This window comes from Pseudomonas sp. MWU16-30317, from assembly GCF_020515695.1.
Classification (GTDB): Bacteria; Pseudomonadota; Gammaproteobacteria; order Pseudomonadales; family Pseudomonadaceae; genus Aquipseudomonas.
In genome coordinates, this window is the sequence record NZ_JAIWJA010000005.1 from 468,596 (window position 1) to 494,874 (window position 26,279).

Sequence of the window (26,279 nt, forward strand, 5' to 3'; positions counted from 1 at the left end):
AACGGTTATTGCCCGTTATTTGCCAATAAATATATATGTTTCAAATAGTTGGCGGTCGCCAGGATCTGCTCGTCCAAGGGCTGCGGCGTTATTCCGGCGGTCCGCTCCCATTGGCGAATGGCGTCAGCGTCGCCGACGTAGCGGTCGGCTGGAGCGGTGCTCAGGGGCGGGCGCTCGATGGCCAGGTGGGGGGCGAGCAGTCGTTGGCATCGGATGGCCAGCTCCCCGACCTCGACCGCTTCGGTACCGGCGGTATCGAATGCATGGAAGGCCGGGGCGCGCTCTGCCAGCAGTAAATGGCAGCTCAGGGCGATGAGGTCCATGACGCTGTAGTAGGAGCGGATGACCGGATGGGTCGCGCGCACCACGATCGGTTCGTTGCGCAAACATGCGGTGATGATCGAGGCCAGGGCATACAGGTGGTGCTTGTTGATATAGGGGCCGCTGACATTGAACACCCGCGGGCTGCAGACTGCAAAGCCGTACTGCGCGCCCATCGCTTCGAACGCGCGTTCATCTTCCAGCTTGCAGCGGCCATAGATGGCGCCGTCGCTGTGGTTGGCCATATCCAGGCCGGCATAGGCCGCGCCGCTGGAGGGCACGAACAGCCCGGCCACTGGATTGGCATCGACAAACTGTGCCAGCGCCTCGCGGATGTGGCGGTTGTGCTGGATATAGGCCTCGACGCTGTTGCCCGCGACGCGGTCCTTGGTCTGGAAGGCGTAGTGGAACACCAGGGCAGGGCGGGGCGGGCGCAAGGCCGACAGTGCTGACAATGGCTGCACCGCCACCGTTGTGCCGTCGCGCAACACCAGTTGCCGCGCTGAGGATGCGAAGGCGTGCACCCGCGGCCATTGCGCCGCAGGCAGGTGACCGAACAGGTATTCGAGGGTGGCCTGACCGAGCCACCCTGTGGCGCCGATCACCACGAAGTCGAGGGTTTGCAGGCGTTCCATCAGATACCGCCGCGTACGGCGATGCCGGCGCCCAGCGCGAAGGCGTTGCAGATCAGCGCCTGAATGATCGGGCTGCGGGGAACCGACAACCGTTGCAGCTCGCCATCCTCGACCGGCACGATCACGCGGTAGTGGCTCTGGGAATGTTTCTTGTCGCTCTCGAAATGCGTGAGCAGCACCTCGGCGTCAATGCGTATGAGCGGCGACAGGGTATAACGCAGCGGCTGCAGCAGGGCTTGTACGTGATCTACCAGGCGTCGGGCGCGCTCTTCGCCGACGGGGCTGAGCAGCGACGCTACTTCGGCATACTTGTAGGCCATCAATATGCCCACACCGACGGCAATACCATGGGGGATGGCGAAGTGCGTGGCGGACTCCACGGCATGCCCGAAGGTGTGACCGAAATTGAGCAGCAGGCGCTCGGCCTGATCGAATTCGTCGACCTCGATGAACCACTTTTTGGTGGTCAGGCTCTGTTCGATGATGGCAAACGCCGTGGCCGTCTGCAGCGGGGCGGCGGGCCGTAGCGCGAGATAATCGGCGAAGGCCTCTGCGCCTCGGGCATAGCAGATTTTCACCGATTCCATCAGGCCGCTGGTTTGCTGTTCGGGGCTCAGGCTGTGGACGAAGGCGAGGTCGATGAGGATGCTCGCGGGTGGATGAAAATTACCCACCAGATTCTTCAACGCGCCGACGTTGATCGACGATTTGCCGCCGATGCACGAGTCGACCATGCCTAGCAGCGTGGTCGGGCAATAATGCCAACGCAGCCCGCGCATGTAGATCGACGCCACGAAGGTAGCGATGTCCTGAATGATGCCGCCGCCTACCGCGACGATTTCGGTTTCGCGCGTGGCGCCGTGTTGCTTGAGCGCCTCGATGATGGGCGCGATGCGTTCCAGCGACTTGTTCGCTTCGCTGGCATCCACGGCAATGATCGGATCGCTGACGAACGCCACCTGGGGCAGCAAGTGACGGTCGACGATGAAAATGCGGTGGGCGTTGCTGGCGATGACTTCCTGAACCAGCCCTTCGCCAAGGGACACGCGATAGATGCCCGTCGAGCTGTTGATATCAAACGATGCGCGCATGAGTGAAGCCCTTGTCGACAGTCAGGAATTGCCCAGTAATAGCAAGGTGCCCAGGGGTGCAGCAGAACTCCACCACGGCGGCGACATCCTCGACCGTTGCCAGCCGCGAACCCGGTGTTGCGCCCTCCAGGCGAGCAATTTGCTCGGCGCTGAGATTGGCACGGGTCATGGGGGTATCGAGTGCGCCTGGCAGCACTGCGTTGATCACGTGGCCATCGTCCGCCAGATCCAGTGACACAGAACGCACCAACCCTTGCAGGGCGGATTTGGTGACGCAGTACGAGAGCTTGTTCTGTCGCGCAATGTTCTGCCAGATCGAGCTGATCACGCACAGCCGTGCGCCACCGCTGCTCAGAGCGCCACCGCCCAGCAGGGCGTGCAACGAAACCAGGATGTGACCGACATTGGCTTCGTACATGTTCAGGTGGCGCGAGTAGTCGAGGTCGTTGATGTTGTCGGTGCAGTTGTCGCCCTGAGCCCACACAACGGCATCGAGACGCTCGACAGCGGCGGGTAAAGGCTCGTTGGCCAATGGATTCCACTGGACGACATTGACGTTTTTGCGCTCGTTAACGCTGGTGGCTGGTTGCCGAACGATGGCGATGACGTCCCATTCACGGGTTGCGAACCAGTCGACCAGCCCGCTGCCAATGGCGCCGGAAGCGCCAAATATGGCTATGCGTGGTTTGTCGATCTCAGGCATTGATTTATTCGCCACCCAACAACTTCCAGCGCGAATCTAGCATTTCAATGCGTTTGTCGTCTTCCTTCTCGATCAGGCCGTAGTACTCGCGCTTGTTCTGCAGCCACAACAGCTCGAAGTGCACAGCGTTTAGCAGGCCTTTTTCGATATCGAGGGTGCGTAACGATTCGGCGGCGTAGATGACCTTGCGGGTTTCAAAGCGCGCCAGGTGGTTGGCCTCGAGTTTCCTCAGCTCGCCGATGGCGTCGCTCGAAACACCACCGCCGACCACCAGTTCAAGGCCGGCGGCTTTGGCTGCAGTCCCGGTCTTAAGGGCGTACTCGGTGATGCGAGGGTCGTTGATGTCGTTACGGGTGAAACCGTGCGACAGGGAGAAGTCGACGCGCCCGAACACCACGCCGTCCAGGCCGTTGGGCACGCTGGCTGCCTTGATCAGCGCATCCAGGTTGTTGAAGCCAGTGATGGTCTCGAGGTTGAACAGGAACTTGGTGTCTTCCTGTTCCTCCTTGCTGTAGATCTTGTTCTTGGCCTCAATGAACTTTTGCACGGCGTAGGCCGACTCGATCATGGGCGCGATGATGTATTCGACGCCGATCTGCTTGCTCTCGAGCAAGTCGCGAATGGCCTCGCAGCCTCCCACCTTGAGACCGATACCCAAGTCCGCCCGGCGCGCCAGTTCGATCAGGCGCAGCAGCTCGTCGACGCGGGTGCCTTCGGCTTCGAACTCGGCCTTGACGGCCACGTAGCCATATTCCTGTTTACCGCGTTTGAGGAGGTCCAGCATCTTGCGCTCACGACGGTTCATTTGACGCTCCTTGACTCAAATAACTTCAGGCCGGCTGGATGCGCCAGCGGCCTTCGCAGCAGCGAGCCGGGCCCACAGCCGTGCCAGAAAAAAAGCCAGCCGCGATGGACGAGGCAGGCATCGACATTCAAAAAATTAGTGACCAAACATGAGCAAACTGTAGCACAGAGCATCGCTTGCAAATGTGGCTGACAGTAGGCGTATCGGCCGCCGTCGAGCACGCTTGAATTCGCTGTATAGCTTGCCTAAACGGCAGGAGTCGGGGTATCGATCAACGCCTTTATCCGCCCCGCATCCACCGCCGACACCGGGTTATAAACAATCATCCCCAAATCCGGCCGCCCATCCACGGCAAACCCCGAATACTCCAACTCGATCAACCCCAGCACCGGGTGATGCAGCTTCTTGGTCCCTTCACCGTGCACACGCACATCGTTATCTCGCCACAACCGGGCGAAGTGATCGCTGGCGGCGCACAGTTCATCCACCAGCTTGTTCACTTGCAAGGTTGCCCCGGCGCGCGCCGCATCGGCCCTGAACGCCGCCACCACGAAGCGCGCGATGTCGTCCCAGTCGTCCTGTTTGGCGCGCATGCGCGGGTTACAGAACATCAGCCGCAAGATGTTGCGCTGCGCCACCGGCAGCTGGCCGTAGTCGGTAAAGACCACGGTCGCGGCGCGGTTCCAGGCCAGGACGTCCCAAGTGGCCGTCTTGATGATCACCGGGCTGGACTCGAAGCTGTCGAGCAGGCGCTGCAAGCGCGGCGTCACGCCGTCCGGCGCTTTGTAGACGACCTCGGGTAGATGGCCGAAGGCGAGCATGAACAGATGCTCGCGCTCCGGTTCGGTCATCAGCAAGCCCTGGGCGATGCGATTGAGCACCTGCGCGGAGGGCGCGCCTCCGCGGCCCTGTTCCAGCCAGGTGTACCAGGTGGCGCTGATATTGGCGCGCTGAGCGACTTCTTCACGGCGCAGGCCGGGCGTGCGCCGGCGCGTTGCAGGCAGGCCGAAGGCTGCCGGGTCGAGGCGGCTGCGGCAGTCTTTGAGGTAGACCCCAAGGGGGTTCGCGAGCTGATCCGGCATGTTGATCCTGTTAGTGCGTATACCCTGATAACGTCCCTACTTTTACAGGATAGAGACTAAGCGCAGGCTGCTGCCATATCAACGACATGGGACAGGATCATGCGTGTATTTCTTACGGGTGCTACAGGTTTTATCGGTTCCCGGGTGGCGGCCGAGTTGATCGACGCCGACCACCGAGTGCTGGGCCTGACTCGCTCGGATGCGGGCGCGCAGGCGCTCAAGGCGCTGGGGGCCGAGGTGCTGTATGGCGATATCGAGGACCTGCCGGGCCTGCAACGGGGGGCGGCTGCTTGTGAGGCGGTGATCCATACGGCGTTCGATCATGACTTCACGCACTTCGCCGACAACTGCCAGAAGGACTACCGCGCGATCATCGCCTTGGGCGCGGCGCTGGAGGGTTCCGAGCGGCCGTTGATCATCACTACTGGCGCTGCTGCGGGTTCTCCAGGGCCCGGACAGGCGGCGATCGAAGACCACTTCGACCCCGAGCACCCCAATCCGCGCGTGGCCTCGGAGCTGGCCGGGCGCGAGTTGTCACAGCGTGGCGTTGACGTCAGGGTGATACGGTTGACGCAGATTCACGACACTCTGAAGCAGGGGCTGGTGAGTTATCTCATCGCCCACGCCCAGCGCACCGGCCGCTGCGCTTATGTCGGCGAGGGCCTGAACAGCTGGTCGGCGGCCCATGTCGCAGACACCGCACGCTTGTATCGCCTGGTGCTGGAGAAGGGCACGGCGGGCATGCGGTATCACGCTTCGGCCGAGGTCGACGTGAGTTTCAAAAGCATCGCCCAGACCGTGGCACAGCGCCTGGACGTGCCGTTGGTGGCGTTATCCGCAGAAGAGGCCGTTGGGCATTTTGGCTGGTTGGCGACGTTCGTGGACAAGGACTTGAAGGCCACGAGCGCCAAGACCCGCGCCGAGTTGGGCTGGGACCCGACAGGGGCGGGGCTGCTGGAGGATTTGCAACGCGCGCAGCTATAGCGAAGGGGCTTGGCGCCGATTCGGTGTGTCAGCCACGGATGGCGTGCTGACACGACGCTGTCGGGGACAATCCCTCTCGCTACAGGTATTTCAGCGAGGGGGGCTGCGCAGTGAGGAGGGGCCGCCAGCGACCGGGATGCGCTTGCCGGTATCCACCAGTTTCTGCCCTTCGATGCTGTACAGCCCCAACTGGTGTTCGACGTTGAACTGCACGATGACGTGCTTGCTGTCGGCGCTGAAAACGACGCCCTGTGCTGCGACACCATCGGCCACTTGCGACACCTGCGTGGCCTTGCCGTTCTTGATCGCGAACAGGGTTACGAGGCCGTGGGGGCGGGCGCCGGGGTTGTCGGGGGTGAGGTTGGAGCCGTCGATCGATTGGGCCGCGATCCATTTGCCGTCGGGGGAGATTGCCACGCCTTCAGGGGTGGCCGGTACGGTGAGGTGCTGCACCGCGCGGAATGGGGCCTTGGACACGTCGATCAGGGTCACGCTGTCCACGTCCGCCGCCAGGCGCCCTTTGTAAGCCAGGCCGGCGAGGCCGACGTTGCTGACCACGGCCCAGTGGCCATCGCTGGAGGCATCGACGGTGTACGGCGCCACACCGGTGCTGACGCGGTCGCCGCTGTCGACCCATTTGCCGTCCTTGAGGTCCAGCACCGCGACGCCTTGTTCGTCACGCATGGCGGCCAGCGCGTGCTGGCCATCGTGGGTGAACACTACGCCGGCCAGGCGTTTGCTGCTGATGTTGATGGGGTCGAGCAGTGTCACCTGCTGCCCTTCGATACGCAGCGGCCGCACGCTGCCGTCCACGCAGGTCACCAGGCCCCAGGTGCCGCTACGGTCAAACGCGACGGCTTGAGGATGGCTGCCGAGTTCGATGTGGGTGACCTTGGCGGGTTTGGCAGAGAGGTCGACCACTTGCAGGAAAGTGTCCATCAACAGCTTTTTGTTCGCCTGGTCATAGCGGGTGGGCGCAGCGATCAGCGCCAGTTTGCCGTCCGGGCTGATGGCAGCGGCCTGGGGTGGGCCTTGAATACCGTTTTCGATCTCGACGGTCTGGTTGACCTTGGGTGGGAAGACGCTGGCATCCAGCACCGTAAGGGTGTCCGGGACAGGGTTGGCGGGGTAGGTGTCGAGGCCTTGAGCGCGCTGGTACTTGCCGTCGTTCGAGGAAACCACCCAGTCGGCAGCGAAGGCAGAGTGCGCCGCAAACAGGGCCAGAAGGCAGACTGAAACCGGTTTCAGGGCGAAGCGAAAAGAAGGTGTGGTCATGTGCTTTCCAGGTCCATCCAGGGTTGTCGAGAAGTGAGAGACCTCACTATATACATCGCTGGATGGCCCGAACTTAAAACATATTTCAGTGGTAATAACGCTCGCGGGGCCCTATCTGCAGCGCCTGGTTCACACTGCTGCGCAACCCTGGTGGTGCTTCAATCCAGCCGGTCGTAGAGGCGTTTGCCCATGCTGACATGGTGCTCGACGCTGTAGCCCAGTGACTCGTAGAACGGCACGATCTCGGTGTTGGTATTGACCACTTGCAGGTTGATTTTCAAGCAGCCGAGGCGCACCAGCGCTGCCTCTGCGTGATGCACCAGGGCTTCGCCGATGCCTTGGCGGCGGTGGCCTGGGTCGACACTCACCGAGTACAGCCAGCCGCGGTGGCCGTCGTAGCCGGCGAGCACCGTGCCGACCACCTTGTCGCCGGCGAGGGCGACGAAGAACAACTGATCCGCGTGGGCCAGTTTCATGTCGATGGAGCGGCTTGGCAGGCGGTGTTCGGTGGGGTGATCGAAGACGTTGTCCCACAGGGCGATGACGCTGGCCCGGTGCAGAGGATCGGAATAGTCGACGATAGCGTCCATGGTCAGGCCTCTTGGCAAAGAGGTGGACGCTAGCGTCTGCGGGGGGTGGTTGTCCAGCCAGGAGGCGGCTGGATGCTGCTGGATGTATTCAGTGGCTGATGTGTGGGGGCATAGGGCCCTTTCGCGAGCAAGCTTTGCTCCCACAGGTGTACGACCCAAGACCGGTCGACTCTGTGGGCGCAAGGGTGCGCGTTCGCGGTGAAGAGGCCCTGAAGCACATCGCAAATCAGCCCCGCCAGACAGGCCGGCCATCGTCACCCATGGCCCAGTGCGGCTCGCGAGGTTGAATACAGACCCCGCCAATCCACCGCGGCGCATCCGCGTGGTCCGGCCAGTAGGCTTCACCTGCCAGCACTTGCTGCCCCAAGGCGGTCAATTGCAGTGGCCGCTGAGGCCAGTCCAATTGTTTTCCGGTTTCGCTGATCAAGGGCCTGGCGCCATCGATCAGCGGCCGCATCATGGCGTAGAACATCATGTCGCCCAGGTAGGGCAGCGGTTCACGTATCTCCATCAGCTCGGCAAACACTCGCCCGCACGGCATTTCGCCGCCCTCCAGCAACGTCTGCAAGGCCAGGCGCTCGGTCAGTGACAGGCCATCGCGCACGCCGGGCAGCTCTTGCAGTTGTCGGCGCAGTGCGGGGGCGAGCAGCGGCAGGCTGGGGTGTTCAGCGTCGGCGATAGCCGCCAGCGCCAGCGGTGAAGCCGCACAGTAGGCGGCCCAAGTGCGGCGTGCGAGCGCCAGTGCTTCGGCCGTTACGGCCCGGCGTTGCGGCCATAGCCACGCCAGCAGGTCGGGGGCCAGTTGGCCGATGCCGATAAAGCGCTGCACCCCCGGCACGGCGTTGATCTGCACCAGTTCCAGGCGGTGCTCCGGCAGGCGATCGAGACCTGCCAGGGCGCTCACCAGAAACAGCTGGTCGTAGGCATCGGCTTCGCACCACAACACTCCAGGTGTGTCGCCCAATTGCGCCAGCCGGTCGTATTCGTGGTCGGTGCGCCGTTGCACATCGGCCAGCGGCAGGTTGAATACCTGACTGATGTACTGGCTGCGTTGCGCGCGATACGCCTCAACCGGCAGTGCTTGCACCGGGCCCATGCACAGCGGGTCGGCCATCATCTGGAAGCGGCCCTTGAAACCGGCCAGGCGCAGGCTGTGTTCGATATCGTTGCCGCAACGCCAGTGGCAGCTGTTGGCCTCGTCGCTGGCGGTGAAATCCGGTTGGCGGGCGGCGAAGTCGATGGCATCGACATGCGCCTTGAGCTTGGGCCAGGTGGCGAAACCATAGCCGCGAGCGATCAGCCATTGGGCATCGGTCAGGGTGGCGGGCGATCGCTTGAGCTGGGCCTGATGCTTGGGCGCCGAGCCTGCGTGAAGTTCACGCAGCAGGTCCTTGGCTTGCTTCTTGAGCTGCTCGAGGTTGAGGCGGCCGTGGTGGGGCGAAAAAATGCGCGGTACGGACATACGAGCTCCTTGAATGAACCTTGTCCGCTTTAAGGTCGGGAGTCGTAGCGAGAATGAGGGTGAATCAGGTCCTGGGCACAGCCCTTTCCGCGGATGGAGGCGCAGAGCACGCCTGGTCCGGGATGATACGAGGGTGAATGAGGGAGATCAACCGTGTCGCGAGGGGCTTGCCCGGAAAGATGCCAGGTCGGCGCTAATGCATCCGACCTGATATTTTCCGCGGCAAGCCCCTCGCTACAGTGGGGCGGCGCGATCAGCTGGCCTTGATCCGCTCCACCGCCACTGGCGTAAGCCGTGGGGTGAGGAAGTGAATCACCACAATCGCTACCAGATACATACTGCCGGCCACGATAAAGATCGGCTGATACGACTTGAACACTTCAAGGATGTAGCCGTTGTAAGTGGTCATCAGCATGCCGCCCATGGCACCGGCCATGCCGCCGATACCGATCACCGAAGCCACCGCCTCTTTGGGAAACAGATCGGAAGGCAAGGTCATCAGATTCGCCGACCAGGCCTGATGCGCCGCCGCTGCCAGGCCGATGATCGCCACCACCAGCCACAGGCTGGAGACGAACTGCGCGGTCACGATCGGGGTGACGGCCAATGCACACAGCAGCATGGTGGTCTTGCGCGACACGTTGGCCGAGCGGCCCAGTTTCATCTGCTTCGACGAGCCCCAGCCACCCAACACCGAACCGACGTCGGCGAGGATATACACGGCAATCAGCGGCGGGCCGAACGATTTGAGGTCCAGGCCGTAGGTCTTGCCGAGGAAGTCCGGCAGCCAGAACAGGTACAGCCACCAGATCGGGTCGGTGAGGAACTTGCCGGCCGCATAAGCCCAGGTCTCGCGAAAGCCCAGCAGCTTGACCCAGGAGATTTTCACTGGCGGGGCGCCGGCTGAAATGACGCTGTCATCGGACTGGATATAGGCCAGTTCCGCCGGGCTGACTTTCGAGTGCTCTGCCGGGCGACGGTACATGATCACCCAGGCGATCAGCCAAAAGGAGGTGACGATACCGATAGAGATGAACGCCGCGCGCCAGCCCCAGGCCAGAGTGATGGCCGGTACCAGCAGCGGGGTAACGATCGGGCCGAAGGCCGTACCGGCGTTGAAGATCCCGGTGGCCAGCGCCCGTTCCTTTTGCGGAAACCATTCCGACACGGCCTTGAGGCTGGACGGAAAGCTGCCCGACTCACCCAGCCCGAGGGTGAAGCGTGCCAGGGCGAACTGAGTGACCGTGGTGACCAGCCCGTGACCGATGCTGGCGATGGTCCAGATAGTGAAGGCCATGGCATAGCCGATGCGCACGCCGACCTTGTCGATGATGCGGCCGAACGTCAGGAAGCCGATGGCGTAGGCGCACTGGAACCAGAAGACGATGTTGGCGTAGTCGGTTTCCGACCACTTGAGTTCAGCGGCGAGGGTGGGCTTGAGGATACCGATCATCTGGCGATCGATGTAGTTGATGCCGATGGCGATGAACAGCAGGGCGCAGATGATCCATCGGTAGCGGGTCAAGCGTGATTGCGGCACCGCTATTTGCGGCTGGAGCTGTGGAGGGACCTGTATTGTCATTATTGCGGCTTCCTTTTTATTGTTATTGACCGTGTCTAGCGCGGCATCCATTTCATCGAGAAAGCGACAGCTTGAATGGACCTGTAGGACATCCTATGACGGGGTCCTGAGGCTGTCAACGCGGCTCACGACAGCACGAAATCCACTATTTTTGGCATTTTTACATCAACAAGTAGTGCAACCGCTCTAGCTCGCGGATTTGCGGCTTGGCATCGTTCAATCGGATAACACAGCAGCTCGTCGGTACGACTCCAGCGCCGCTATCGCTCCCGTGCGACTGTGCTCCGGCAGGGTGCAGGGATGCTCGCTTGGGGGGCATGAACGACGTTGAGCCTCGCGCAGTTACCTGTCTGCCCCAGTACGACCGCCCATCGCCGACCATGGCGCGACCTTTGCATCGCCCTCACTCAGGTAATCCCCACAACCCGAACCAGACACGACAAAGGCGCCGTGTTGCCCCGCTCATCGAGCGTAGGCAGCTGGCGCCTTTTTTGTTTTGCACACCGCCACAAAGATGAGCGAGAGCCCATGAACAGCACCCACGTTCGTAGCGTGTGCCCCTATTGCGGTGTCGGCTGTGGCATCGTCATGAGCGTGGCCGACAACCGTGTGATCAAGGTCAGCGGCGACAAACTGCACCCCGCCAACTTTGGCCGCCTGTGCACCAAGGGCAGCACCTGTGCGCAAGCCCTCACCGCACCGGGTCGGATGAACACGGCATTCATGCGCCACGAGCGCCAGCGCGAGCCCGTGCAGGTTGCCATCGATGAGGCCATCAGCAGCACCGCACGGCGTTTGCGCGCGATCATCGACGAGCACGGCCCGGACGCGCTGGCGCTCTACGTGTCGGGGCAGATGTCGCTGGAAGCCCAGTACCTGGCCAACAAGCTCGCCAAGGGCTTCGTGCGCACCCGCCATATCGAGTCCAACTCGCGGTTGTGCATGGCCAGCGCCGGCAGCGGCTACAAGTTGTCGCTGGGCGCCGATGGACCGCCGGGCTCGTATGACGATTTCGATCACGCCGATGTGTTTTTCGTCAGCGGCGCCAACATGGCCGATTGTCACCCGATCTTGTTCCTGCGTCTGCTCGATCGGCGCAAGGCCGGGGCGCGGTTGATCGTCGTCGACCCGCGGCGCAGCGCCACCGCCGACAAGGCCGATCTGTTCCTGCAGATAGCGCCCGGCAGCGACCTGGCACTGCTCAACGGGCTGCTGTATCTGCTGGTCGAGAACGGCCATGTCGACGCCGACTTCATTGCGCGTCACACCGATGGCTGGGAGGTCATGCCGGCCTTTCTGCAAGCCTATACACCGGCCCACGTAGCGGAGATCACGGGCCTGAAGGAGGACGATATCCGCACCGCCGCGCAATGGATCGGCGAGGCTGGCGAATGGATGAGCTGCTGGACCATGGGCCTCAATCAGAGCACTCACGGCACCTGGAACACCAATGCCCTGTGCAACCTGCACCTCGCGACGGGGGCTATCTGTCGGCCGGGCAGCGGGCCGTTTTCCCTCACCGGCCAGCCCAATGCCATGGGCGGCCGCGAGATGGGCTACATGGGCCCCGGCCTGCCTGGCCAGCGCTCCAATCAGGTGGCCGCCGATCGGGCCTTCATCGAGCAACTCTGGCAACTGCCCGCCGGTCATTTGCGCAGCGAGGCGGGGGTCGGCACCGTGGCCATGTTCGACGCCATGGCGGCGGGCAGCATCAAAGCCTGCTGGATCATCTGCACCAATCCGGTGGCCAGCGTCGCCAATCGCCAGCAGGTCATCGAGGCCCTGTGCACGGCGGAGCTGGTGATCACTCAGGATGCCTACCTCGACACCGAGACCAACCGTTACGCCGATGTGCTGCTGCCTGGCGCTCTGTGGGCCGAAGCCGAAGGGGTGATGATCAACTCCGAGCGCAACCTGACCTTGATGCCCAAGGCAGTCGACGCGCCCGGCGAGGCCATGGCCGATTGGCAGATCATCGCCCGCATCGCCTGTGCCATGGGCTACGCCGAAGGGTTCAGCTACAGCAGCCCCGAGCAGGTGTTCGAGGAGATCAAAGGCGCCTGGAATCCCGGCACCGGTTACGACCTCCGCGGTGCCAGCTACGCACGCTTGCGCGAGGCGCCGCTGCAGTGGCCCTGCGCGCCCGACAGTAGTAGCACCCGAGCGCCGATTCGTTACCTTGAAGGTGATGCCAGCCATGCCGGCCTCTTCGCGAGCAAGCTTTGCTCCCACAGCACAAACAGTGCTGACGCCTTACACCCGTGGGAGCAAGGCTTGCCCGCGAAGGGGCCGTCAGATAGTGCAATGATCGCAGCCACAACCCGCCCCCTGCGCTTCGCCACCGCCACCGGCCGCGCGCAGTTCTTCGCCCGCCCCCACATGCCACCCGCCGAGTTGCCAGACGATGACTACCCGCTGGTGCTCAACACCGGGCGGGTGCAGCACCAATGGCACACCCTCACCAAGACCGGCAAGATCGCCACCCTCAACAAGCTCAACCCCGGGCCCTTTATCGAGGTGCATCCCGAGGATGCCCAGGCCCTGGCGATCGGCGAGGGCGACCAGGTCGAGGTCCGTTCACGCCGTGGCCTCGCGGTGCTACCGGCGCGCGTTACCGATCGGGTCCGGCAGGGCAGCTGTTTTGCGCCGTTCCACTGGAACGATGTGTTCGGCGAGCAGTGGGCAATCAACGCGCTCACCAGCGATGCCGACGATCCGCTGTCGTTGCAGCCGGAATTCAAATACGCCGCGGTGGCCTTGCAGCGTGTCGGCTCGCCGCTGATCGTGACCCGCGAATGGCAAGATCACCCCGCCATCCCCTTGGCGTTACCGAGGGTCGCTGAGCACGCAGACGCGCAACAGTCGCAGGCACTTGGGCAGGCCGCTGCGCAACGGTCTTGCCCGGTAGAAGAGCCCGCCGCGCAGTGGGTGCTGTGGGCATCGCAGACCGGCAACGCCGAAGCACTGGCCGAGCGCGTGGTTACCCAGTTACGTGACACCGGGCATGTGGTGCGCAGCGGTGCCATGGGCGAGGTGGCATTGAGCGACCTCAAAGGCGCGGCCAGCCTGTTGTTGATTGCCAGCACCTTTGGTGACGGTGATGCTCCGGACAACGGCGCGGGTTTGTGGACGGCGCTGCACGGCGAGGCGGCCCTCGACTGCGCCCAGTGGCGTTATGCGGTGCTGGCGCTGGGAGATTCCAGCTACGATCAGTTCTGCGGCTTTGGCCGCAAGCTTGACGAACGCCTGCACGGCCTCGGCGCCCGGCGCTTGCTGGAGCGGGTGGAATGCGAGCCCGATTACGAGGAGTCGGCCAGCGCCTGGCTGGCCTCGATTCGCGTCGCTCTTGAGGTCAGTGCGATCGCTCCGTTGTTCGAGCCGACTCGTCAAACCTCTAACGAGAGGGCTCGCCCCCGAACAATCTCTCAGCCCCCACAACCTTCCGCGCCTCTGTACAGCAAGCACCGCCCCTACAAGGCCCGCCTGCTGCACAACCACCGACTCAACAGCCCCGGCGCGCAAAAGGAAACACGCCACATCGCCTTCGACCTCACCGACAGCGGCTTCGATTACCAGGCCGGCGACGCCCTGGGCGTCTGGCCGAGCAACTGCTTGACGCTGGTCGAAGACCTGCTCGGTACCCTGCGCCTGGACAGCGGCCAGGCCGTGACCCTCAAGGATCAGGGCGACATGGCGCTGGCCGTGGCGCTGCAAAAGCATCTGGATATCTGCCGCATCACCCCTGACTGGTTGCGCATCGTGGCCGAACACAGCAACAGCGCGCTGCTCACCGAACTGCTGGCGCCCGAGCACAAGGCTCGGCTCAAGGACTGGCTATGGGGCCGGCAACTGGTGGATCTGCTGCACGAGTTCCCGGTGGATATCGATGCCACGCAACTGCTGGGCCTGCTCAAACCCTTGCAGCCCCGCCTGTACTCCATAAGTTCGAGCCCCAAGGTCACCCCCCACGAGGTGCACCTGACCGTTTCGACTGTACGTTATCGCTGCAACGACCGCGCCCGCAGCGGTGTGTGCTCGGGCTTTCTGGCTGACCGCGCGCAGCAGACGTTGGTGCCGATCTTCACTCAACGCTCGGCGCATTTTCGTGTGCCCGCCGATCCCCATGCGCCGATGATCATGGTCGGCCCCGGCACCGGTGTGGCGCCGTTTCGCGCCTTCCTGCAGGAGCGCCAGGCCACCGGCGCGCCGGGCAAGAACTGGCTGCTGTTCGGCGAGCAGCGCCAGGCCAGCGATTTCTATTATCGCGACGAGCTGCAGGCGTGGCAGCGCGACGGGCATCTGCAGCGTCTGGACACGGCGTTTTCCCGCGATCAGCAGGCCAAGGTCTATGTGCAACAACGCCTGCTCGAGCAGGGCGCGCAGCTGTGGCAGTGGCTGGAGGAGGGCGGGCACTTTTACGTCTGTGGCGATGCGAGTGCGATGGCCCGGGACGTCGATGCGGCGCTCAGGCAGGTAGTGGCCGAGCACGGTGGCATGAGCGGCGAGCAGGCGCAGGCGTATGTGCAGGGTCTGAGTAACGCCAAGCGTTATGTGCGCGATGTGTACTGAAAGGAGGCGTTGCGCCGGGGGATGCACTCCGGTGGCGCAGGATGGGTGAAGTCACAGAACAGCTCCGCGAGCAGAGCCCGCCCCCCACAAGGCGTGCGCGATGCCTGTGGGGCTGGGGCTGCCGAGGAAGAGGCCGTCACTGGCAGCGCAAATCTGCAGATTGGCACAGATGCTGCTTTCACCTTGATACTGACTCGCCGACCACATTCGGCCAGTGCACAACCCCATCGAATACCAGGCAAAGGCGCCTGGAGCTTAACGGCTCCAGGCGCTTTTTTTTTGCCTTTTTTTACCGAGGAGTCGCCATGAATGCGCCACTGAGCATCGAGCCGCGGGAAAGACTGATCGTCATCGGCAATGGCATGGTCGGCCACCACTGCGTCGAACAGCTGATCGAGCGCGGGGCGCTGAGCCGCTTCGACGTACGGGTGTTTGGCGAAGAGCGCCAGCGCGCCTACGACCGCGTGCACCTGTCCGAATATTTCAGTGGTTCCGATGCCGAGGCATTGGCACTGGGCGAAGCCGATCTGTATGGCCGCCATGGCGTGCATCTGCATCTGAGCGAGGCGGTGCTCGAGATCGATCGCGAACGCTGCGAAGTGGTCACCGCACTCGGGCGTTATGGCTACGATCGCCTGGTGCTGGCGACCGGTTCCTACCCGTTCGTGCCACCGATCAGCGGATCCGAGGGCAACGCGCGACTGGTCTACCGTACCCTGGATGACCTCGACAGCATTCGTGCGGCGGCGGCCAACGCCCGTCGCGGCGTGGTGGTGGGTGGCGGCCTGCTGGGCCTGGAGGCCGCCAACGCCTTGAAGTCCCTGGGCCTGGAAGCCCATGTGGTGGAGTTCGCGCCGCGCTTGATGCCGGTGCAATTGGACAGCGATGGCGGCGCCGCCTTGCGTGCACAGATCGAGGCCCTGGGCGTCGGTGTGCACACCTCCCGCGCCACGCAATCGGTGGTGGCGGGTGAAGGCTATCGCTATCGGATGAATTTCGACGGCGGCGAGTTTCTCGAGACCGACCTGATCGTGTTCTCGGCCGGCATTCGTCCTCAGGATGCGCTGGGCCGCAGCAGTGGCCTGGAGATCGCGGCGCGCGGTGGCGTGGCGATCGACGCGCACTGCCGCAGCAGCGATGCGCGGATCTTCGCCATCGGTGAATGTGCTTCATGGAATGGCAGCGTCTTCGGCCTGGTCGCACCGGGCTACAGCATGGCGCGCAATGTCGCCAGCACCCTGGCCGGGGAGCAGCACGCGACCTTCGCCGGTGCCGACATGTCCACCAAGCTCAAGCTGCTGGGGGTCGATGTCGGCTCCATCGGCGACGCCCACGCCGCCACGCCGGGTGCCAGGAGCTATCGTTTCATCGACGAGGCCAACGCCAGCTACCGGCGCCTGGTGGTGGATGCCGAGGGCAAGAAAGTCATTGGCGCCGTGCTGGTGGGTGACAACAGCTACTACGACACCTTGCTGCAATACGTACAGAACGCTATCAAGCTGCCAGCCGATCCCGCGAGCCTGATCCTGCCGCTGGCCTCCGGCGCGCCGAGCCTGGGCGCCGACGCGTTGCCGGACACGGCCACTGTCTGCTCCTGCCACAACGTCACCAAGGGCGCGATCTGCACGGCCATCGACGGCGGCTGCGCCGAGCTGGGGCAACTCAAGGCGCAGACCAAGGCCTGCACCGGCTGCGGCGGGTGCGCGGCGTTGCTCAAGCAAGTCTTCGAACACGAACTGATCGCCCGCGGCGTGGCGGTCGACAAGAGCCTGTGTGAACACTTCGCCCACACCCGGCAAGAGCTTTACGCGCTGGCCCGGGTCGAGGGCATTCACAGTTTCGACGAGATGCTCGCCAAGCACGGCCGGGGTCACGTCGGCTGCGATATCTGCAAGCCCACTGTGGCCAACGTGCTGGCGTCGTGCTGGAACCGGCCGATCATGGACCCGTCCCTGGTACCACTGCAGGACACCAACGACACCTTCATGGCCAACATGCAGAAAAACGGCACCTACTCGGTAGTGCCGCGCATTCCGGGAGGCGAGATCACCCCGGACAAGCTCATCGCCATTGGCGCGGTGGCAAAGAAATACGACCTCTACACCAAGATTACCGGGGGGCAGCGCATCGACCTGTTCGGCGCGCAGCTGCACGAACTGCCGGACATCTGGAGCGAGCTGATCGCCGCGGGCTTCGAGACCGGGCATGCCTACGGCAAGTCGACGCGCACGGTGAAGTCCTGCGTGGGCAGCACCTGGTGCCGTTACGGCGTGCAGGACAGCGTGCAGATGGCGCTGCTGATCGAGGATCGCTACAAGGGCCTGCGCTCGCCGCACAAGCTCAAGTTCGCGGTGTCGGGCTGTACCCGCGAATGCGCCGAGGCGCAGAGCAAGGATGTAGGCGTGATCGCGACCGAGAAGGGCTGGAACCTGTACATCGCCGGCAATGGCGGCATGCGCCCGCGGCACGCCGAGCTGTTCGCCACCGATCTGGACGATGCCACGTTGATCCGCTACATCGATCGCTTTTTGATGTTTTATATCCGCACGGCCGACAAGCTGCAACGTACCTCGGTGTGGCGCGAGAGCCTGGAGGGCGGGCTGGATTTTCTCAAGCAGGTGATCATCGAGGACAGCCTGGGCCTGGGCGCGGAGCTGGAAGGGCAGATGCAGCTGGTCGTGGATCGTTATGAATGCGAATGGGCCAACGCCTTGAAAGACCCGGAAAAACTCAAGCGCTTCCGTACCTTCGTCAACGACAAACGCAGTGATCCGGATATTCAATTCATCACCGAACGCGAGCAACGCCGACCGGCGCCGGCGGTGCAGTTGATTGCTGTGACCGAGGAGGTGCTGTGATGGGCCAGGCGCAATTGCAGCAATCATGGCGGCGGGTGTGCGCTGTGAGTGATCTGGTGGCGCAATCGGGAGTGGTGGCGTGGGTGGACGGCGCGCAGGTGGCGCTGTTCTATCTGCCCGAGCAGAACCCGCCGATCTTCGCGGTGGCCAACCGCGACCCGCAGTCGGGTGCCAACGTCATCGGCCGCGGGATCGTCGGGCTGCTCAAGGGTGAACTGGTGGTGGCGGCGCCGCTTTATAAGCAGCATTTCAGTTTGGTGACAGGGCAGTGTGTCGAGGACCCGTCCCAGGCGTTGGCGACCTGGGCGGTGAGGTTGAATGGTGAGGAGGTCGAGATCAGCGATTGAGAGTCAGAGCTCGCCTCACGTTCTGTAAAACCGCGCAGTCCTGCTACGATGCGCGACATGAACCTCGATACCCGGATCAAATTCCGCCACCTGCTGTGCTTTCTCGAAATCGCCCGCCAAGGCAGCTTTGCCAAGGCCGCCGATGCCGTGGCGATCAGTCAGCCGGCGATCTCGAAAACCCTCAAGGAGCTTGAAGAGCTGCTCGAGACCCGGCTGTTCGAGCGGGACAAGACCGGCGTCGAGCTGACCCCTGCCGGCATCCGCTTCATGCGCTATGCGGCGCCCTGCGTACAGGCCCTGCGCGACGGTGTCAGCACCCTGCGCAGTGAGGAGCACGAGCCACCACAGGTGCGCGTCGGCATCCTGTCGACGGTCGAAAGCCAGCTCATGCCCGAAGTCCTCAAGCGTCTGCACGAGCGCCACGATGCCTTGGTAGTCAGCGTGTCCACTGGGCCCGGCGCTTATCTGTTGGGCCAATTGCATGTGGGCGACCTTGACCTGGTGATTGGCCGCATGACCGACAGCCCGCAGATCCAGGGCTTGATCTTCGAGCACCTGTACAGCGAGGCCATGGCGCTGGTGGTGCGTACCGGCCACCCGCTGTTGGCCGTGCAACCACTGGAACGCAGCCAGATCAGCCGCTACCCGCTGGTGCTGCCGCTGGCGGGGACGACCATTCGCAAACACGCCGACAGCCTGTTCGTGCAATGTGCCGTCAGCCCGTCTTCGCAAAGGGTCGAAACACTTTCCCCGACCCTCAGCCGCCGCTACGTGCAAACCAGCGATGCGATCTGGGTGGCGCCACGGGATGCGGTGCGCCTGGACGTCAGCCAAGGCGAGTTGCACGAGTTGCAGTTGGGTGTCAGCGAGCCCGGCGGCTCGGTAGGCATCTGCAGCAACGCCGCGCGGGCCTTGCCGTTGCCGGCGCAATGGCTCTGCGAAGTGGTGCGCGAGGTGGCCGTCGAGTACCGCCAGGCGAGCGAAGCGCGCTAAGCGTGGTTTTACCTCGGTCCCGAGTCCGGTGAAGATGAAATCCTTGTAATACCTGAACTTATCCTCCTTTAGTGCCTCTCATGCCGGTAGCCATTGGTCGTGGCCGCCTGATAAGCTCGCGGCTTTACTCGAATGCCCTATTGGCGCATGAACAAGGAAATAGCATGAAACAGCATCGGTTGGCAGCGGCGATCGCCCTGGTTGGTTTGGTACTCGCAGGCTGCGATCAGCAGGCCAGTGTCGAGCTGAAAACACCGGCGCAGAAAGCTTCTTATGGTATCGGCCTGAACATGGGCAAGAGCCTGGCGCAAGAAGGCATGGACGACCTGGATTCCAAGGCCGTGGCTCAAGGTATCGAAGATGCCGTGGGCAAAAAGCCTCAGAAACTCAAGGACGACGAATTGGTCGCCGCTTTTGCTGATCTGCAGAAGCGTGCTGAAGAGCGCATGACCAAGATGAGCGCCGAAGCTGAATCCGCCGGCAAGAAGTTCCTCGAAGAAAACGGCAAGAAGGATGGCGTGGTCACCACCGCTTCCGGCCTGCAGTATCAGATCATCAAGAAAGCCGACGGCGCTCAGCCCAAGCCGACTGACGTGGTCACCGTTCATTACGAAGGCAAGCTGATCGACGGCAAGGTCTTCGACAGCTCCATCGAGCGCGGTAGCCCGATCGACCTGCCGGTCAGCGGCGTGATCCCGGGTTGGGTCGAAGGTCTGCAACTGATGCACGTTGGCGAAAAGGTCAAACTGTTCATCCCGGCCAACCTGGCCTACGGTGCCCAGAGCCCGAGCCCGGCGATCCCTGCCAACTCGGTACTGGTCTTCGACCTGGAACTGATCGCTATCAAGGATCCGTCCAAGGCTGATGCCGGCGCACCTGAGCAGTCTCCGGAAGACGAAGACGCGCCAGATGACGCTCCAGCCGCACCGGCTGCGCCAGCCAAGAAGTAATTCTGCCTGGCTGTACTGCAAACGCCCCGTCTCGACGGGGCGTTTGCGTTTTTGCGGTTCGCGTCGCTGATTTTTTCGAACCCCTGGAAATGGCTGTAGTCACAGCTGTACGCCCTCATGGACTAGCCCGTAAGTGGCTATCCAGTCAACGAAAATCTGTGTTTTTTATGTGAGTAAAAAACGCGCGATTTGTGTTCGGCCCTTGTATATCGGGGGCCTACAGGCCTAAATTCGCCTCTGTTCACAAGGTTATCCACAATATCTGTGGATAACCTTTCCCCTATATTTTTCGGGAGGGTTCATGAAAGCACCCTGGAGTTTCAGCCGTTTCCTGCCACTGGCCGAAAGGCTGCTGAGTCGTGGTCGTTTACCGGCATTGGTCTTCGCGGTGACGCGCAAGGTCAAGGGCCATAACCTCGGCAAACTGCGCGAGGATGTCGGCCTGCTGCAGGCGCTGTGCCTGGCTTACTGGCGCGGGGAATATCGCGCTATCAGTGGCAAGTCGATGCTGTCGATAGTGGCCGGTCTGCTGTATTTCGTCAGCCCCTTCGACGCCATTCCGGACTGGCTGGTGGGCGTGGGGATGCTCGATGACATCGCCGTGCTCAGTTGGGTGATGAAGGTGGTAGCGGACGAGCTTGAAGATTTCCGCGCCTGGCGCGCTCGCCAGTCGCCCGAAAAACTGCGCGTGCTCGAACGTGTGCCAAATGTCGAAGAGCCGCTGGAGCTGGATCCGCGCAAGGGTTGATCTGGCGAAAGTCCCAGCCGGCTCCTTTGCGAGCAGCGCTCCCGCACAGGGGCCACGTAGACGCATGGGAACGAGCTAGCGCGTGCGGCGGCGAATGGGCCAGGAGTGCTGACCAGTGACCGCCCAATCGCGCCGCACTCCAGGCCGCACCATGGCCCGCTAGTGGCTGGCGTTCGGTGATCATCGAGCTCATGGCTGGCGCCTTGCCATCAGCCTTGCAGGCGCCGATTACCGCCAATTCAAGGACAAATATCCCCTCCCTGAGATTCCGCTGTTAAGATAATCGCATTCAGGAATATGCCTATCGAGCACTCGTTTCGGGCGGACAGGGGGATGTGATGGGGATTCAGGTGATCAGTCGTGATGGCCAGCCGGAATACGCCGTGGTGCCATGGGCTGAATATCAGGCTTTGTTGGCAGCCGCAGGTCAGGCTACACCTGCGCTGGAGCCGACAGCGCATAGTGCGACGGCCAGCGAGGCTGGGCATCCTGCCTTCACTGAACTCGCCGCCCTGCGCGAAGCCAAGGGGCTTGAAGCCAATACCCTGGCGCGCGCCGTCGGCATCAGCCCGGCGTACCTGGCGATGATCGAAAGTGGCGAACGCGACCCCGATGCAGCGATCAAGCGCAGCCTGGCATGGGAGTTGGGGGTGCCGGGCTGGAGGGAGGCATCATGAGCGTGCGTATCAGCCGCCAGCAATGGGACGGCTTGTTGGGCGAGCTGGACCACGCCCGTCGGCAACGGCATCTGCTCACCTATCGTGCTCTGCTCGAGCGCTTGCAGTTTCCCACGCCCGCCATGCAGACCTTGACCGCAGCCCTTGAACATCTGGCCTCGCTGGACGCGAAAGCCGAGCAGCCGATTCGCAGCTCATTAGTCATCAGCCAGGGCGCGAGCCGTTTGCCGCGCCCTGGCTTTTTCGAATGCGTCGAACGCCTCGGGCGCTTTTCCGGACCCTCGGATGGTGTTGCAGCTGCCTCCTGGCATGCCTCCGAAGTGGTACGGGTGTTCGAGTACAGCTATCCCGAGCAGTGCGCTTCCTGATCGACCTTGCTGGCCTGTCGTAGACGCGAGTGTGCGAGGGGTTCACGCTCAGCCGCTCAGGGCCGTGCCAGGTGCCAGACGTCCCCCTCATTGTCACCTGTGGTTTCGCCAGGCTTGCTGTCCTGATACCAGGTGTACAGCGGCTGGCCCTTGTAGGCCCACTGCAAGGCGCCATCTCGGCGGGTGATCACTGTCCAGTCCCCATGCGGCTGCGCGCCGTCCGGTGCCAGCAAAGCCGGCCATTTTTGCAGGCAGTTGCCGTTGCACAGCGACTGGCCGTTCTTGTCGCGCTCGAAGGTGTAGAGCGTCATCCCCTTGCCATCGACCAGCACCGGGCCCTTGTCGGTCTGCGCTGAAGTCGCCGGAGCCATCGCGGAGCCACAGGCGCTGAGGCTGCACAGGGACAACAAGGCCAGGTAGGGCAAAAGACGCATTGAAGCTCCGGGAGTGGGGCGAGGAGGATAAATATTGTATCGGGAGCCTCGCAGGAATCTTTAGGGGGAAGGTTTACTGCTGTGAGGTCTCAGAGGTGTGCTGGAGCGCTGCTCGGCCATCAAGTTTGCGCAAACAATGTCCGCATTTTTGAATGAGGGGACGGCTTGTCGATACCTGTTCACGACAGGGTGAGCGCTGTGGGGCACAGGGAGTAAATAGGGAGCGTAAAGAACTTTACAGCGGTCGACAAGTTGAAAAAATAATAGTGTTAATTGATTTACGAATTGCCTGATTTTAAAAGTATAAATACGAAAATTCCGACGCTTCTTGGCCGTTTGCCAAAAGGATGAATATTGCTTTTGATTACTGGACATCAAACAAGTGGAATCTATACTGGCTTCGTGCGCAGGACTATGAATGATCACGGCTGGCATGAATGCAAATATTGCCAAGGGAGATTTTTATGTCGGAATATACACTCATCAGTCGTACCGATAATCGCTTTGAAACACTAAAAAAAGGCTTCAATTTACGCTGGCCGGGTAATGGGCAGGGTGCCGATTTTATCTATATCTGCAGCACTGAGGCGTCAGTCTGGGCAGCGGCTAATGACGCGTTGAAAAAAAATTATCGCATCACGGTGCGCAGCGGCGGCCATTGCTACGAAGGGTTGGTGTCGAATAAATTAGCGGATCAGAAGAGTCAGAAGCTGGCCATTATCGACCTTGGCTTGATGTCAGGTATTGAATTCGACGAAAACGGCGGTTTGCGATCTCGTTATAACGAAAGCGTCAAATACAAATTTCGCCTTTCGTCCGGCAATCAGAACTGGGACGGTTATACGGCGCTTTATAAAATGGCTAACCGCACGATTCCAGGCGGTTCATGTTATTCCGTCGGTGCAGGAGGGCACATCAGTGGTGGCGGTTATGGACTGCTGTCACGTATGCACGGCTTGACGGTGGACTGGCTGAGCGGCGTGGATATCCTGGTGCCCAACCTGGCCGGAGACGCATTGGAGGTCAGGCATGTTCACGCCGACAGTGATGAGTCGAATGGGGAGCGCGACCTCTTCATAGCCTGTCGCGGGGCCGGAGGAGGTAACTTTGGTATTATTCTCAACTATTACTTCAAGGAACTGCCTCAGGCACCGCAGCAGGCTTATTTGCTTTCTTTGGCTTGGCCTTGGAGTGCATTTGATAGTAAAGCTAAACTGGGCCACTTTTTGAACGAGTACTGGCGCTGGTTCAGTGACAATGATGAGCATTGGAATAGTAACGAAATAGGCAAGGCCAATGGTGGCTTGTTTACTTTGCTGAAAATCCAGCATCGCTCGACCGGCGATATCAATTTGTTGATCCAGTACACCGGGATGGACGGTAGGGTGGACGGCGAGCGGCAAACGGATCCGCTGATCGACTTCGTTACCCGTATGAACCAGGCAGCGGGTAGTAATGCCTTTGTCACCCCTCAGGATGCCTTGTACGGTCCCATACGAACACGTCATCTCACAGAACCGCTGAATGACGTCTTGCAAGATGCCAGGCTGATGGACTGGCTGCACCTGACCCAAACGTTGAATGGTTCAGGAAATAACCAGTATGGTAAATACAAGTCCTTTTATCAGATCAATGATTTTTCCGACTTCGAGATCGGCGCCATCTGGCGATATTTCAACCAGCAGGACGATGCCATTCTCAATCAGGCATTGCTACAAATTGACTCTTATGGCGGCTGCGTCAACATCAATAATGAACAGGAAACCCCAACCTCTGTCTACCAGCGGCGTTCACTGCTGAAATCGCAGCTTCAGGTTTATTGGAGTGATCCGACGCATGAGCAGCATTGTGTTGACTGGTGTCGTGATTTCTACAGGGCTTTTTTTGAGCAGCAGGGCGGCAAGCCGTTTCAAGACAATCAGCGTTATGAGGGGTGTTACATAAACTATCCGGATGTGGATATGAAATATACGGACGATAGCCATGAGGTCGTCGATACACGATGGCTCGAGCTGTATTACGGTGACAAGCGGCAGAAGCTGATCGAGACCAAACAGAAGTTTGATCCTAAAAATATTTTCCGCAGTGAGCTTTCCATACCGCTAGCGCATCCTTAGGGATACCCCAGAAACAGCAAAGCCCCAATAAATGGGGCTTTCAAAGCTGGCTCCGTGACCAGGACTCGAACCTGGGACCCAATGATTAACAGTCATTTGCTCTACCGACTGAGCTATCACGGAATTTGCATGCATGTTACTGATTGCTAAGGAGAAGTCAAGCTTTCACCCGACCTCTCCCGCGCTTACAGTTACAGAACAGCCAGAATCGCCTGGGTCACCTTGCCGATGTTGCTGCGGTTCAGAGCGGCGACGCAGATCCGGCCGGTGTCCAGTGCATAGATGCCAAACTCGGTGCGCAGGCGTGCGACCTGCTCGACGCTCAGGCCCGAGTAGGAAAACATGCCGACCTGGCGACCGACGAAGCTGAAGTCGCGACCGGCGCTGTTGCCGGCCAGGGCGTCGACCATCGCGGTGCGCATGGCTTTGATGCGTTGGCGCATCTCGCCCAGCTCGGCTTCCCACTGTGCGCGCAGCTCGGGGCTGGCGAGGACCGCCGACACGATGCTGGCGCCGTGGGTCGGCGGGTTGGAATAGTTGGTGCGGATCACGCGCTTGATTTGCGACAGCACACGGCTGCTTTCATCCTTGGAATCGGTGACGATCGACAGCGCGCCGACACGTTCGCCGTATAGCGAGAACGATTTGGAAAACGAGCTCGAGACGAAGAAGCTCAGCCCCGACTCGGCGAACAGGCGCACGGCGGCGGCGTCTTCGTAGATGCCATCGCCGAAGCCCTGGTAGGCCATATCGAGGAATGGCACGTGGCCCTTGGCCTTGACCACATCGAGGACGTTCTGCCAATCCGCTGCGTTCAGTTCCACGCCAGTGGGGTTGTGGCAGCAAGCATGCAGCACGACGATCGAACCGGACGGCAGCGCCTGCAGGTCTTCGAGCATGCCGGAACGGTTGACGTCATTGCTGGTCGCATCATAGTAACGGTAGTTCTGCACCGGGAAGCCGGCAGTCTCGAACAGCGCCCTGTGGTTTTCCCAGCTTGGGTCGCTGATGGCGACGATGGCATCGGGCTTGATCTGCTTGAGGAAGTCGGCGCCCAGCTTCAGAGCGCCGGTGCCGCCGACGGCTTGTGCAGTGATGACGCGGGCGCTGCCGATCAGTGGCGAGTCGACACCGAACAGCAGGGTCTGCACGGCCTGGTCATAGGCGGCGATACCGTCGATCGGCAAATAGCCACGGGCGGCATGAGCGGCCACACGCGTCGCCTCCGCTTCGATCACGGCGCGCAGCAGGGGAATTCGCCCCTCTTCGTTGCAGTAAACGCCTACACCCAGATTGACCTTGTCGGTACGGGTATCGGCGTTGAACGCTTCGTTGAGGCCCAGGATAGGATCGCGGGGTGCCAATGGGACAGCGGAAAACAGGCTCATTTTGACCGTGGCTCTGATTTAGGATGATAAAGGACACGCGCTCGAGTGAATGCACTGGAGCGGTGCACGAACGGGGAGTCAGTATAGTGATCCTTGGGAAACACGGCGACAGGTTGCACCGAGTTTTACCTTTAATTTTTCCATTTATTTCACCCGCCTTCGAGGTGCCGGCAAAAACTGCCCGGTTGCCCCTTGAAAGCGTGCTTTAGCGGCACCACTTTGATACAAGTACTGTTTATAAATACAGGTTGGCCGATGTCGGGCTACCTGCCCCTTGTCGCCTGGGCGAGGGTCGCCACT

At 61.7% G+C, this 26,279-nt stretch carries 21 protein-coding genes and 1 tRNA gene; 10 read left to right on the forward strand and 12 right to left on the reverse strand.

Going from position 1 to position 26,279, the window contains the following annotated elements:
* Nucleotides 1-5: 5 nt before the first annotated feature.
* From LIX93_RS17355 to LIX93_RS17375, 5 genes are all read right to left on the reverse strand, one after another.
* Nucleotides 6-956, reverse strand: coding sequence for an NAD-dependent epimerase/dehydratase family protein (locus LIX93_RS17355; protein ID WP_226505273.1), 951 nt, complete (start codon nucleotides 954-956; stop codon nucleotides 6-8).
* Entirely contained in the window at nucleotides 956-2,047 is a 1,092-nt protein-coding gene (locus LIX93_RS17360; protein ID WP_226505274.1) for a 3-dehydroquinate synthase family protein, read from the reverse strand. Before LIX93_RS17360 ends, LIX93_RS17355 begins: the two co-directional genes overlap by 1 nt.
* Complete coding sequence (locus tag LIX93_RS17365) at nucleotides 2,031-2,750, reverse strand: SDR family oxidoreductase (RefSeq protein ID WP_226505275.1); 720 nt, start codon at nucleotides 2,748-2,750, stop codon at nucleotides 2,031-2,033. The genes LIX93_RS17360 and LIX93_RS17365 overlap by 17 nt, the downstream gene beginning before the upstream one ends.
* Nucleotides 2,751-2,754: 4 nt before the next feature.
* A complete protein-coding gene (locus tag LIX93_RS17370; RefSeq protein WP_226505276.1) occupies nucleotides 2,755-3,555 on the reverse strand; it encodes an aldolase/citrate lyase family protein in 801 nt (266 codons plus the stop codon).
* Nucleotides 3,556-3,800: 245 nt separating this feature from the next.
* A complete protein-coding gene (locus tag LIX93_RS17375) occupies nucleotides 3,801-4,637 on the reverse strand; it encodes a helix-turn-helix transcriptional regulator (protein ID WP_226505277.1) in 837 nt (278 codons plus the stop codon).
* A 99-nt stretch (nucleotides 4,638-4,736) separates the two neighbouring features.
* Here LIX93_RS17375 and LIX93_RS17380 point away from each other — a divergent pair, with 99 nt between their 5' ends.
* A complete protein-coding gene (locus LIX93_RS17380) occupies nucleotides 4,737-5,621 on the forward strand; it encodes an SDR family oxidoreductase (protein ID WP_226505278.1) in 885 nt (294 codons plus the stop codon).
* A gap of 90 nt (nucleotides 5,622-5,711) precedes the next feature.
* Here LIX93_RS17380 and LIX93_RS17385 read toward each other — a convergent pair whose 3' ends face one another.
* The 4 genes from LIX93_RS17385 to LIX93_RS17400 form a co-directional block, all read right to left on the reverse strand.
* Nucleotides 5,712-6,896, reverse strand: coding sequence for a YncE family protein (locus LIX93_RS17385; RefSeq protein WP_226505279.1), 1,185 nt, complete (start codon nucleotides 6,894-6,896; stop codon nucleotides 5,712-5,714).
* Between the two features lie 158 nt (nucleotides 6,897-7,054).
* The gene (locus LIX93_RS17390) at nucleotides 7,055-7,486 is read right to left on the reverse strand and encodes a GNAT family acetyltransferase (RefSeq protein ID WP_226505280.1); all 432 of its coding nucleotides are present in this window, start codon (nucleotides 7,484-7,486) and stop codon (nucleotides 7,055-7,057) included.
* Between the two features lie 226 nt (nucleotides 7,487-7,712).
* Nucleotides 7,713-8,948, reverse strand: a complete 1,236-nt coding sequence (locus LIX93_RS17395; protein WP_226505281.1) for a DUF1835 domain-containing protein — start codon at nucleotides 8,946-8,948, stop codon at nucleotides 7,713-7,715.
* 253 nt (nucleotides 8,949-9,201) lie between these two features.
* Entirely contained in the window at nucleotides 9,202-10,530 is a 1,329-nt protein-coding gene (locus LIX93_RS17400; protein ID WP_226505282.1) for an MFS transporter, read from the reverse strand.
* A 528-nt stretch (nucleotides 10,531-11,058) separates the two neighbouring features.
* Here LIX93_RS17400 and LIX93_RS17405 point away from each other — a divergent pair.
* The 8 genes from LIX93_RS17405 (at nucleotide 11,059) to LIX93_RS17440 (ending at nucleotide 22,040) form a co-directional block, all read left to right on the forward strand.
* Nucleotides 11,059-15,099: a sulfite reductase subunit alpha gene (locus tag LIX93_RS17405; RefSeq protein ID WP_226505283.1), complete on the forward strand. Its 4,041-nt coding sequence runs from the start codon at nucleotides 11,059-11,061 to the stop codon at nucleotides 15,097-15,099.
* A gap of 305 nt (nucleotides 15,100-15,404) precedes the next feature.
* Complete coding sequence (nirB, locus tag LIX93_RS17410; protein ID WP_226505284.1) at nucleotides 15,405-17,957, forward strand: nitrite reductase large subunit NirB; 2,553 nt, start codon at nucleotides 15,405-15,407, stop codon at nucleotides 17,955-17,957.
* The gene (gene nirD / locus LIX93_RS17415) at nucleotides 17,957-18,304 is read left to right on the forward strand and encodes a nitrite reductase small subunit NirD (protein WP_226505285.1); all 348 of its coding nucleotides are present in this window, start codon (nucleotides 17,957-17,959) and stop codon (nucleotides 18,302-18,304) included. The genes nirB and nirD overlap by 1 nt, the downstream gene beginning before the upstream one ends.
* 57 nt (nucleotides 18,305-18,361) lie before the next feature.
* Nucleotides 18,362-19,297 (forward strand): pca operon transcription factor PcaQ, encoded by a 936-nt coding sequence (pcaQ, locus tag LIX93_RS17420; RefSeq protein ID WP_226505286.1) that lies wholly within the window; start codon nucleotides 18,362-18,364, stop codon nucleotides 19,295-19,297.
* Between the two features lie 164 nt (nucleotides 19,298-19,461).
* A complete protein-coding gene (locus LIX93_RS17425; protein WP_226505287.1) occupies nucleotides 19,462-20,247 on the forward strand; it encodes an FKBP-type peptidyl-prolyl cis-trans isomerase in 786 nt (261 codons plus the stop codon).
* 301 nt (nucleotides 20,248-20,548) lie between these two features.
* The gene (locus LIX93_RS17430; RefSeq protein ID WP_226505288.1) at nucleotides 20,549-20,995 is read left to right on the forward strand and encodes a DUF1232 domain-containing protein; all 447 of its coding nucleotides are present in this window, start codon (nucleotides 20,549-20,551) and stop codon (nucleotides 20,993-20,995) included.
* 338 nt (nucleotides 20,996-21,333) lie between these two features.
* Nucleotides 21,334-21,672 carry a helix-turn-helix transcriptional regulator gene (locus LIX93_RS17435; protein WP_226505289.1) on the forward strand — a complete coding sequence of 113 codons (339 nt, stop codon included), beginning with the start codon at nucleotides 21,334-21,336 and terminating at the stop codon, nucleotides 21,670-21,672.
* Nucleotides 21,669-22,040 carry a hypothetical protein gene (locus LIX93_RS17440; RefSeq protein WP_226505290.1) on the forward strand — a complete coding sequence of 124 codons (372 nt, stop codon included), beginning with the start codon at nucleotides 21,669-21,671 and terminating at the stop codon, nucleotides 22,038-22,040. The genes LIX93_RS17435 and LIX93_RS17440 overlap by 4 nt, the downstream gene beginning before the upstream one ends.
* Nucleotides 22,041-22,096: 56 nt before the next feature.
* On the opposite strand, the gene LIX93_RS17445 is transcribed toward LIX93_RS17440, so the two are convergent.
* Nucleotides 22,097-22,474 carry a hypothetical protein gene (locus LIX93_RS17445; RefSeq protein WP_226505291.1) on the reverse strand — a complete coding sequence of 126 codons (378 nt, stop codon included), beginning with the start codon at nucleotides 22,472-22,474 and terminating at the stop codon, nucleotides 22,097-22,099.
* A gap of 464 nt (nucleotides 22,475-22,938) precedes the next feature.
* Between LIX93_RS17445 and LIX93_RS17450 the strand changes: the two genes are divergently transcribed.
* Nucleotides 22,939-24,591: a BBE domain-containing protein gene (locus tag LIX93_RS17450; protein ID WP_226505292.1), complete on the forward strand. Its 1,653-nt coding sequence runs from the start codon at nucleotides 22,939-22,941 to the stop codon at nucleotides 24,589-24,591.
* 47 nt (nucleotides 24,592-24,638) lie between these two features.
* On the opposite strand, the gene LIX93_RS17455 is transcribed toward LIX93_RS17450, so the two are convergent.
* Nucleotides 24,639-24,714: transfer RNA gene (locus LIX93_RS17455), tRNA-Asn, on the reverse strand.
* 68 nt (nucleotides 24,715-24,782) lie between these two features.
* On the reverse strand, nucleotides 24,783-25,979 hold the full coding sequence (locus LIX93_RS17460) for an amino acid aminotransferase (protein ID WP_226505293.1): 1,197 nt from the start codon (nucleotides 25,977-25,979) through the stop codon (nucleotides 24,783-24,785).
* Nucleotides 25,980-26,279: the final 300 nt, after the last annotated feature.

Coding starts and splice junctions, on each gene's coding strand:
- LIX93_RS17355 (WP_226505273.1), bottom strand. CDS start 956: ATGGAACGCCTGCAAACCCTCGACTTCGTGGTGATCGGCGCCACAGGG.
- LIX93_RS17360 (WP_226505274.1), bottom strand. CDS start 2,047: ATGCGCGCATCGTTTGATATCAACAGCTCGACGGGCATCTATCGCGTG.
- LIX93_RS17365 (WP_226505275.1), bottom strand. CDS start 2,750: ATGCCTGAGATCGACAAACCACGCATAGCCATATTTGGCGCTTCCGGC.
- LIX93_RS17370 (WP_226505276.1), bottom strand. CDS start 3,555: ATGAACCGTCGTGAGCGCAAGATGCTGGACCTCCTCAAACGCGGTAAA.
- LIX93_RS17375 (WP_226505277.1), bottom strand. CDS start 4,637: ATGCCGGATCAGCTCGCGAACCCCCTTGGGGTCTACCTCAAAGACTGC.
- LIX93_RS17380 (WP_226505278.1), top strand. CDS start 4,737: ATGCGTGTATTTCTTACGGGTGCTACAGGTTTTATCGGTTCCCGGGTG.
- LIX93_RS17385 (WP_226505279.1), bottom strand. CDS start 6,896: ATGACCACACCTTCTTTTCGCTTCGCCCTGAAACCGGTTTCAGTCTGC.
- LIX93_RS17390 (WP_226505280.1), bottom strand. CDS start 7,486: ATGGACGCTATCGTCGACTATTCCGATCCTCTGCACCGGGCCAGCGTC.
- LIX93_RS17395 (WP_226505281.1), bottom strand. CDS start 8,948: ATGTCCGTACCGCGCATTTTTTCGCCCCACCACGGCCGCCTCAACCTC.
- LIX93_RS17400 (WP_226505282.1), bottom strand. CDS start 10,530: ATGACAATACAGGTCCCTCCACAGCTCCAGCCGCAAATAGCGGTGCCG.
- LIX93_RS17405 (WP_226505283.1), top strand. CDS start 11,059: ATGAACAGCACCCACGTTCGTAGCGTGTGCCCCTATTGCGGTGTCGGC.
- nirB (WP_226505284.1), top strand. CDS start 15,405: ATGAATGCGCCACTGAGCATCGAGCCGCGGGAAAGACTGATCGTCATC.
- nirD (WP_226505285.1), top strand. CDS start 17,957: ATGGGCCAGGCGCAATTGCAGCAATCATGGCGGCGGGTGTGCGCTGTG.
- pcaQ (WP_226505286.1), top strand. CDS start 18,362: ATGAACCTCGATACCCGGATCAAATTCCGCCACCTGCTGTGCTTTCTC.
- LIX93_RS17425 (WP_226505287.1), top strand. CDS start 19,462: ATGAAACAGCATCGGTTGGCAGCGGCGATCGCCCTGGTTGGTTTGGTA.
- LIX93_RS17430 (WP_226505288.1), top strand. CDS start 20,549: ATGAAAGCACCCTGGAGTTTCAGCCGTTTCCTGCCACTGGCCGAAAGG.
- LIX93_RS17435 (WP_226505289.1), top strand. CDS start 21,334: ATGGGGATTCAGGTGATCAGTCGTGATGGCCAGCCGGAATACGCCGTG.
- LIX93_RS17440 (WP_226505290.1), top strand. CDS start 21,669: ATGAGCGTGCGTATCAGCCGCCAGCAATGGGACGGCTTGTTGGGCGAG.
- LIX93_RS17445 (WP_226505291.1), bottom strand. CDS start 22,474: ATGCGTCTTTTGCCCTACCTGGCCTTGTTGTCCCTGTGCAGCCTCAGC.
- LIX93_RS17450 (WP_226505292.1), top strand. CDS start 22,939: ATGTCGGAATATACACTCATCAGTCGTACCGATAATCGCTTTGAAACA.
- LIX93_RS17460 (WP_226505293.1), bottom strand. CDS start 25,979: ATGAGCCTGTTTTCCGCTGTCCCATTGGCACCCCGCGATCCTATCCTG.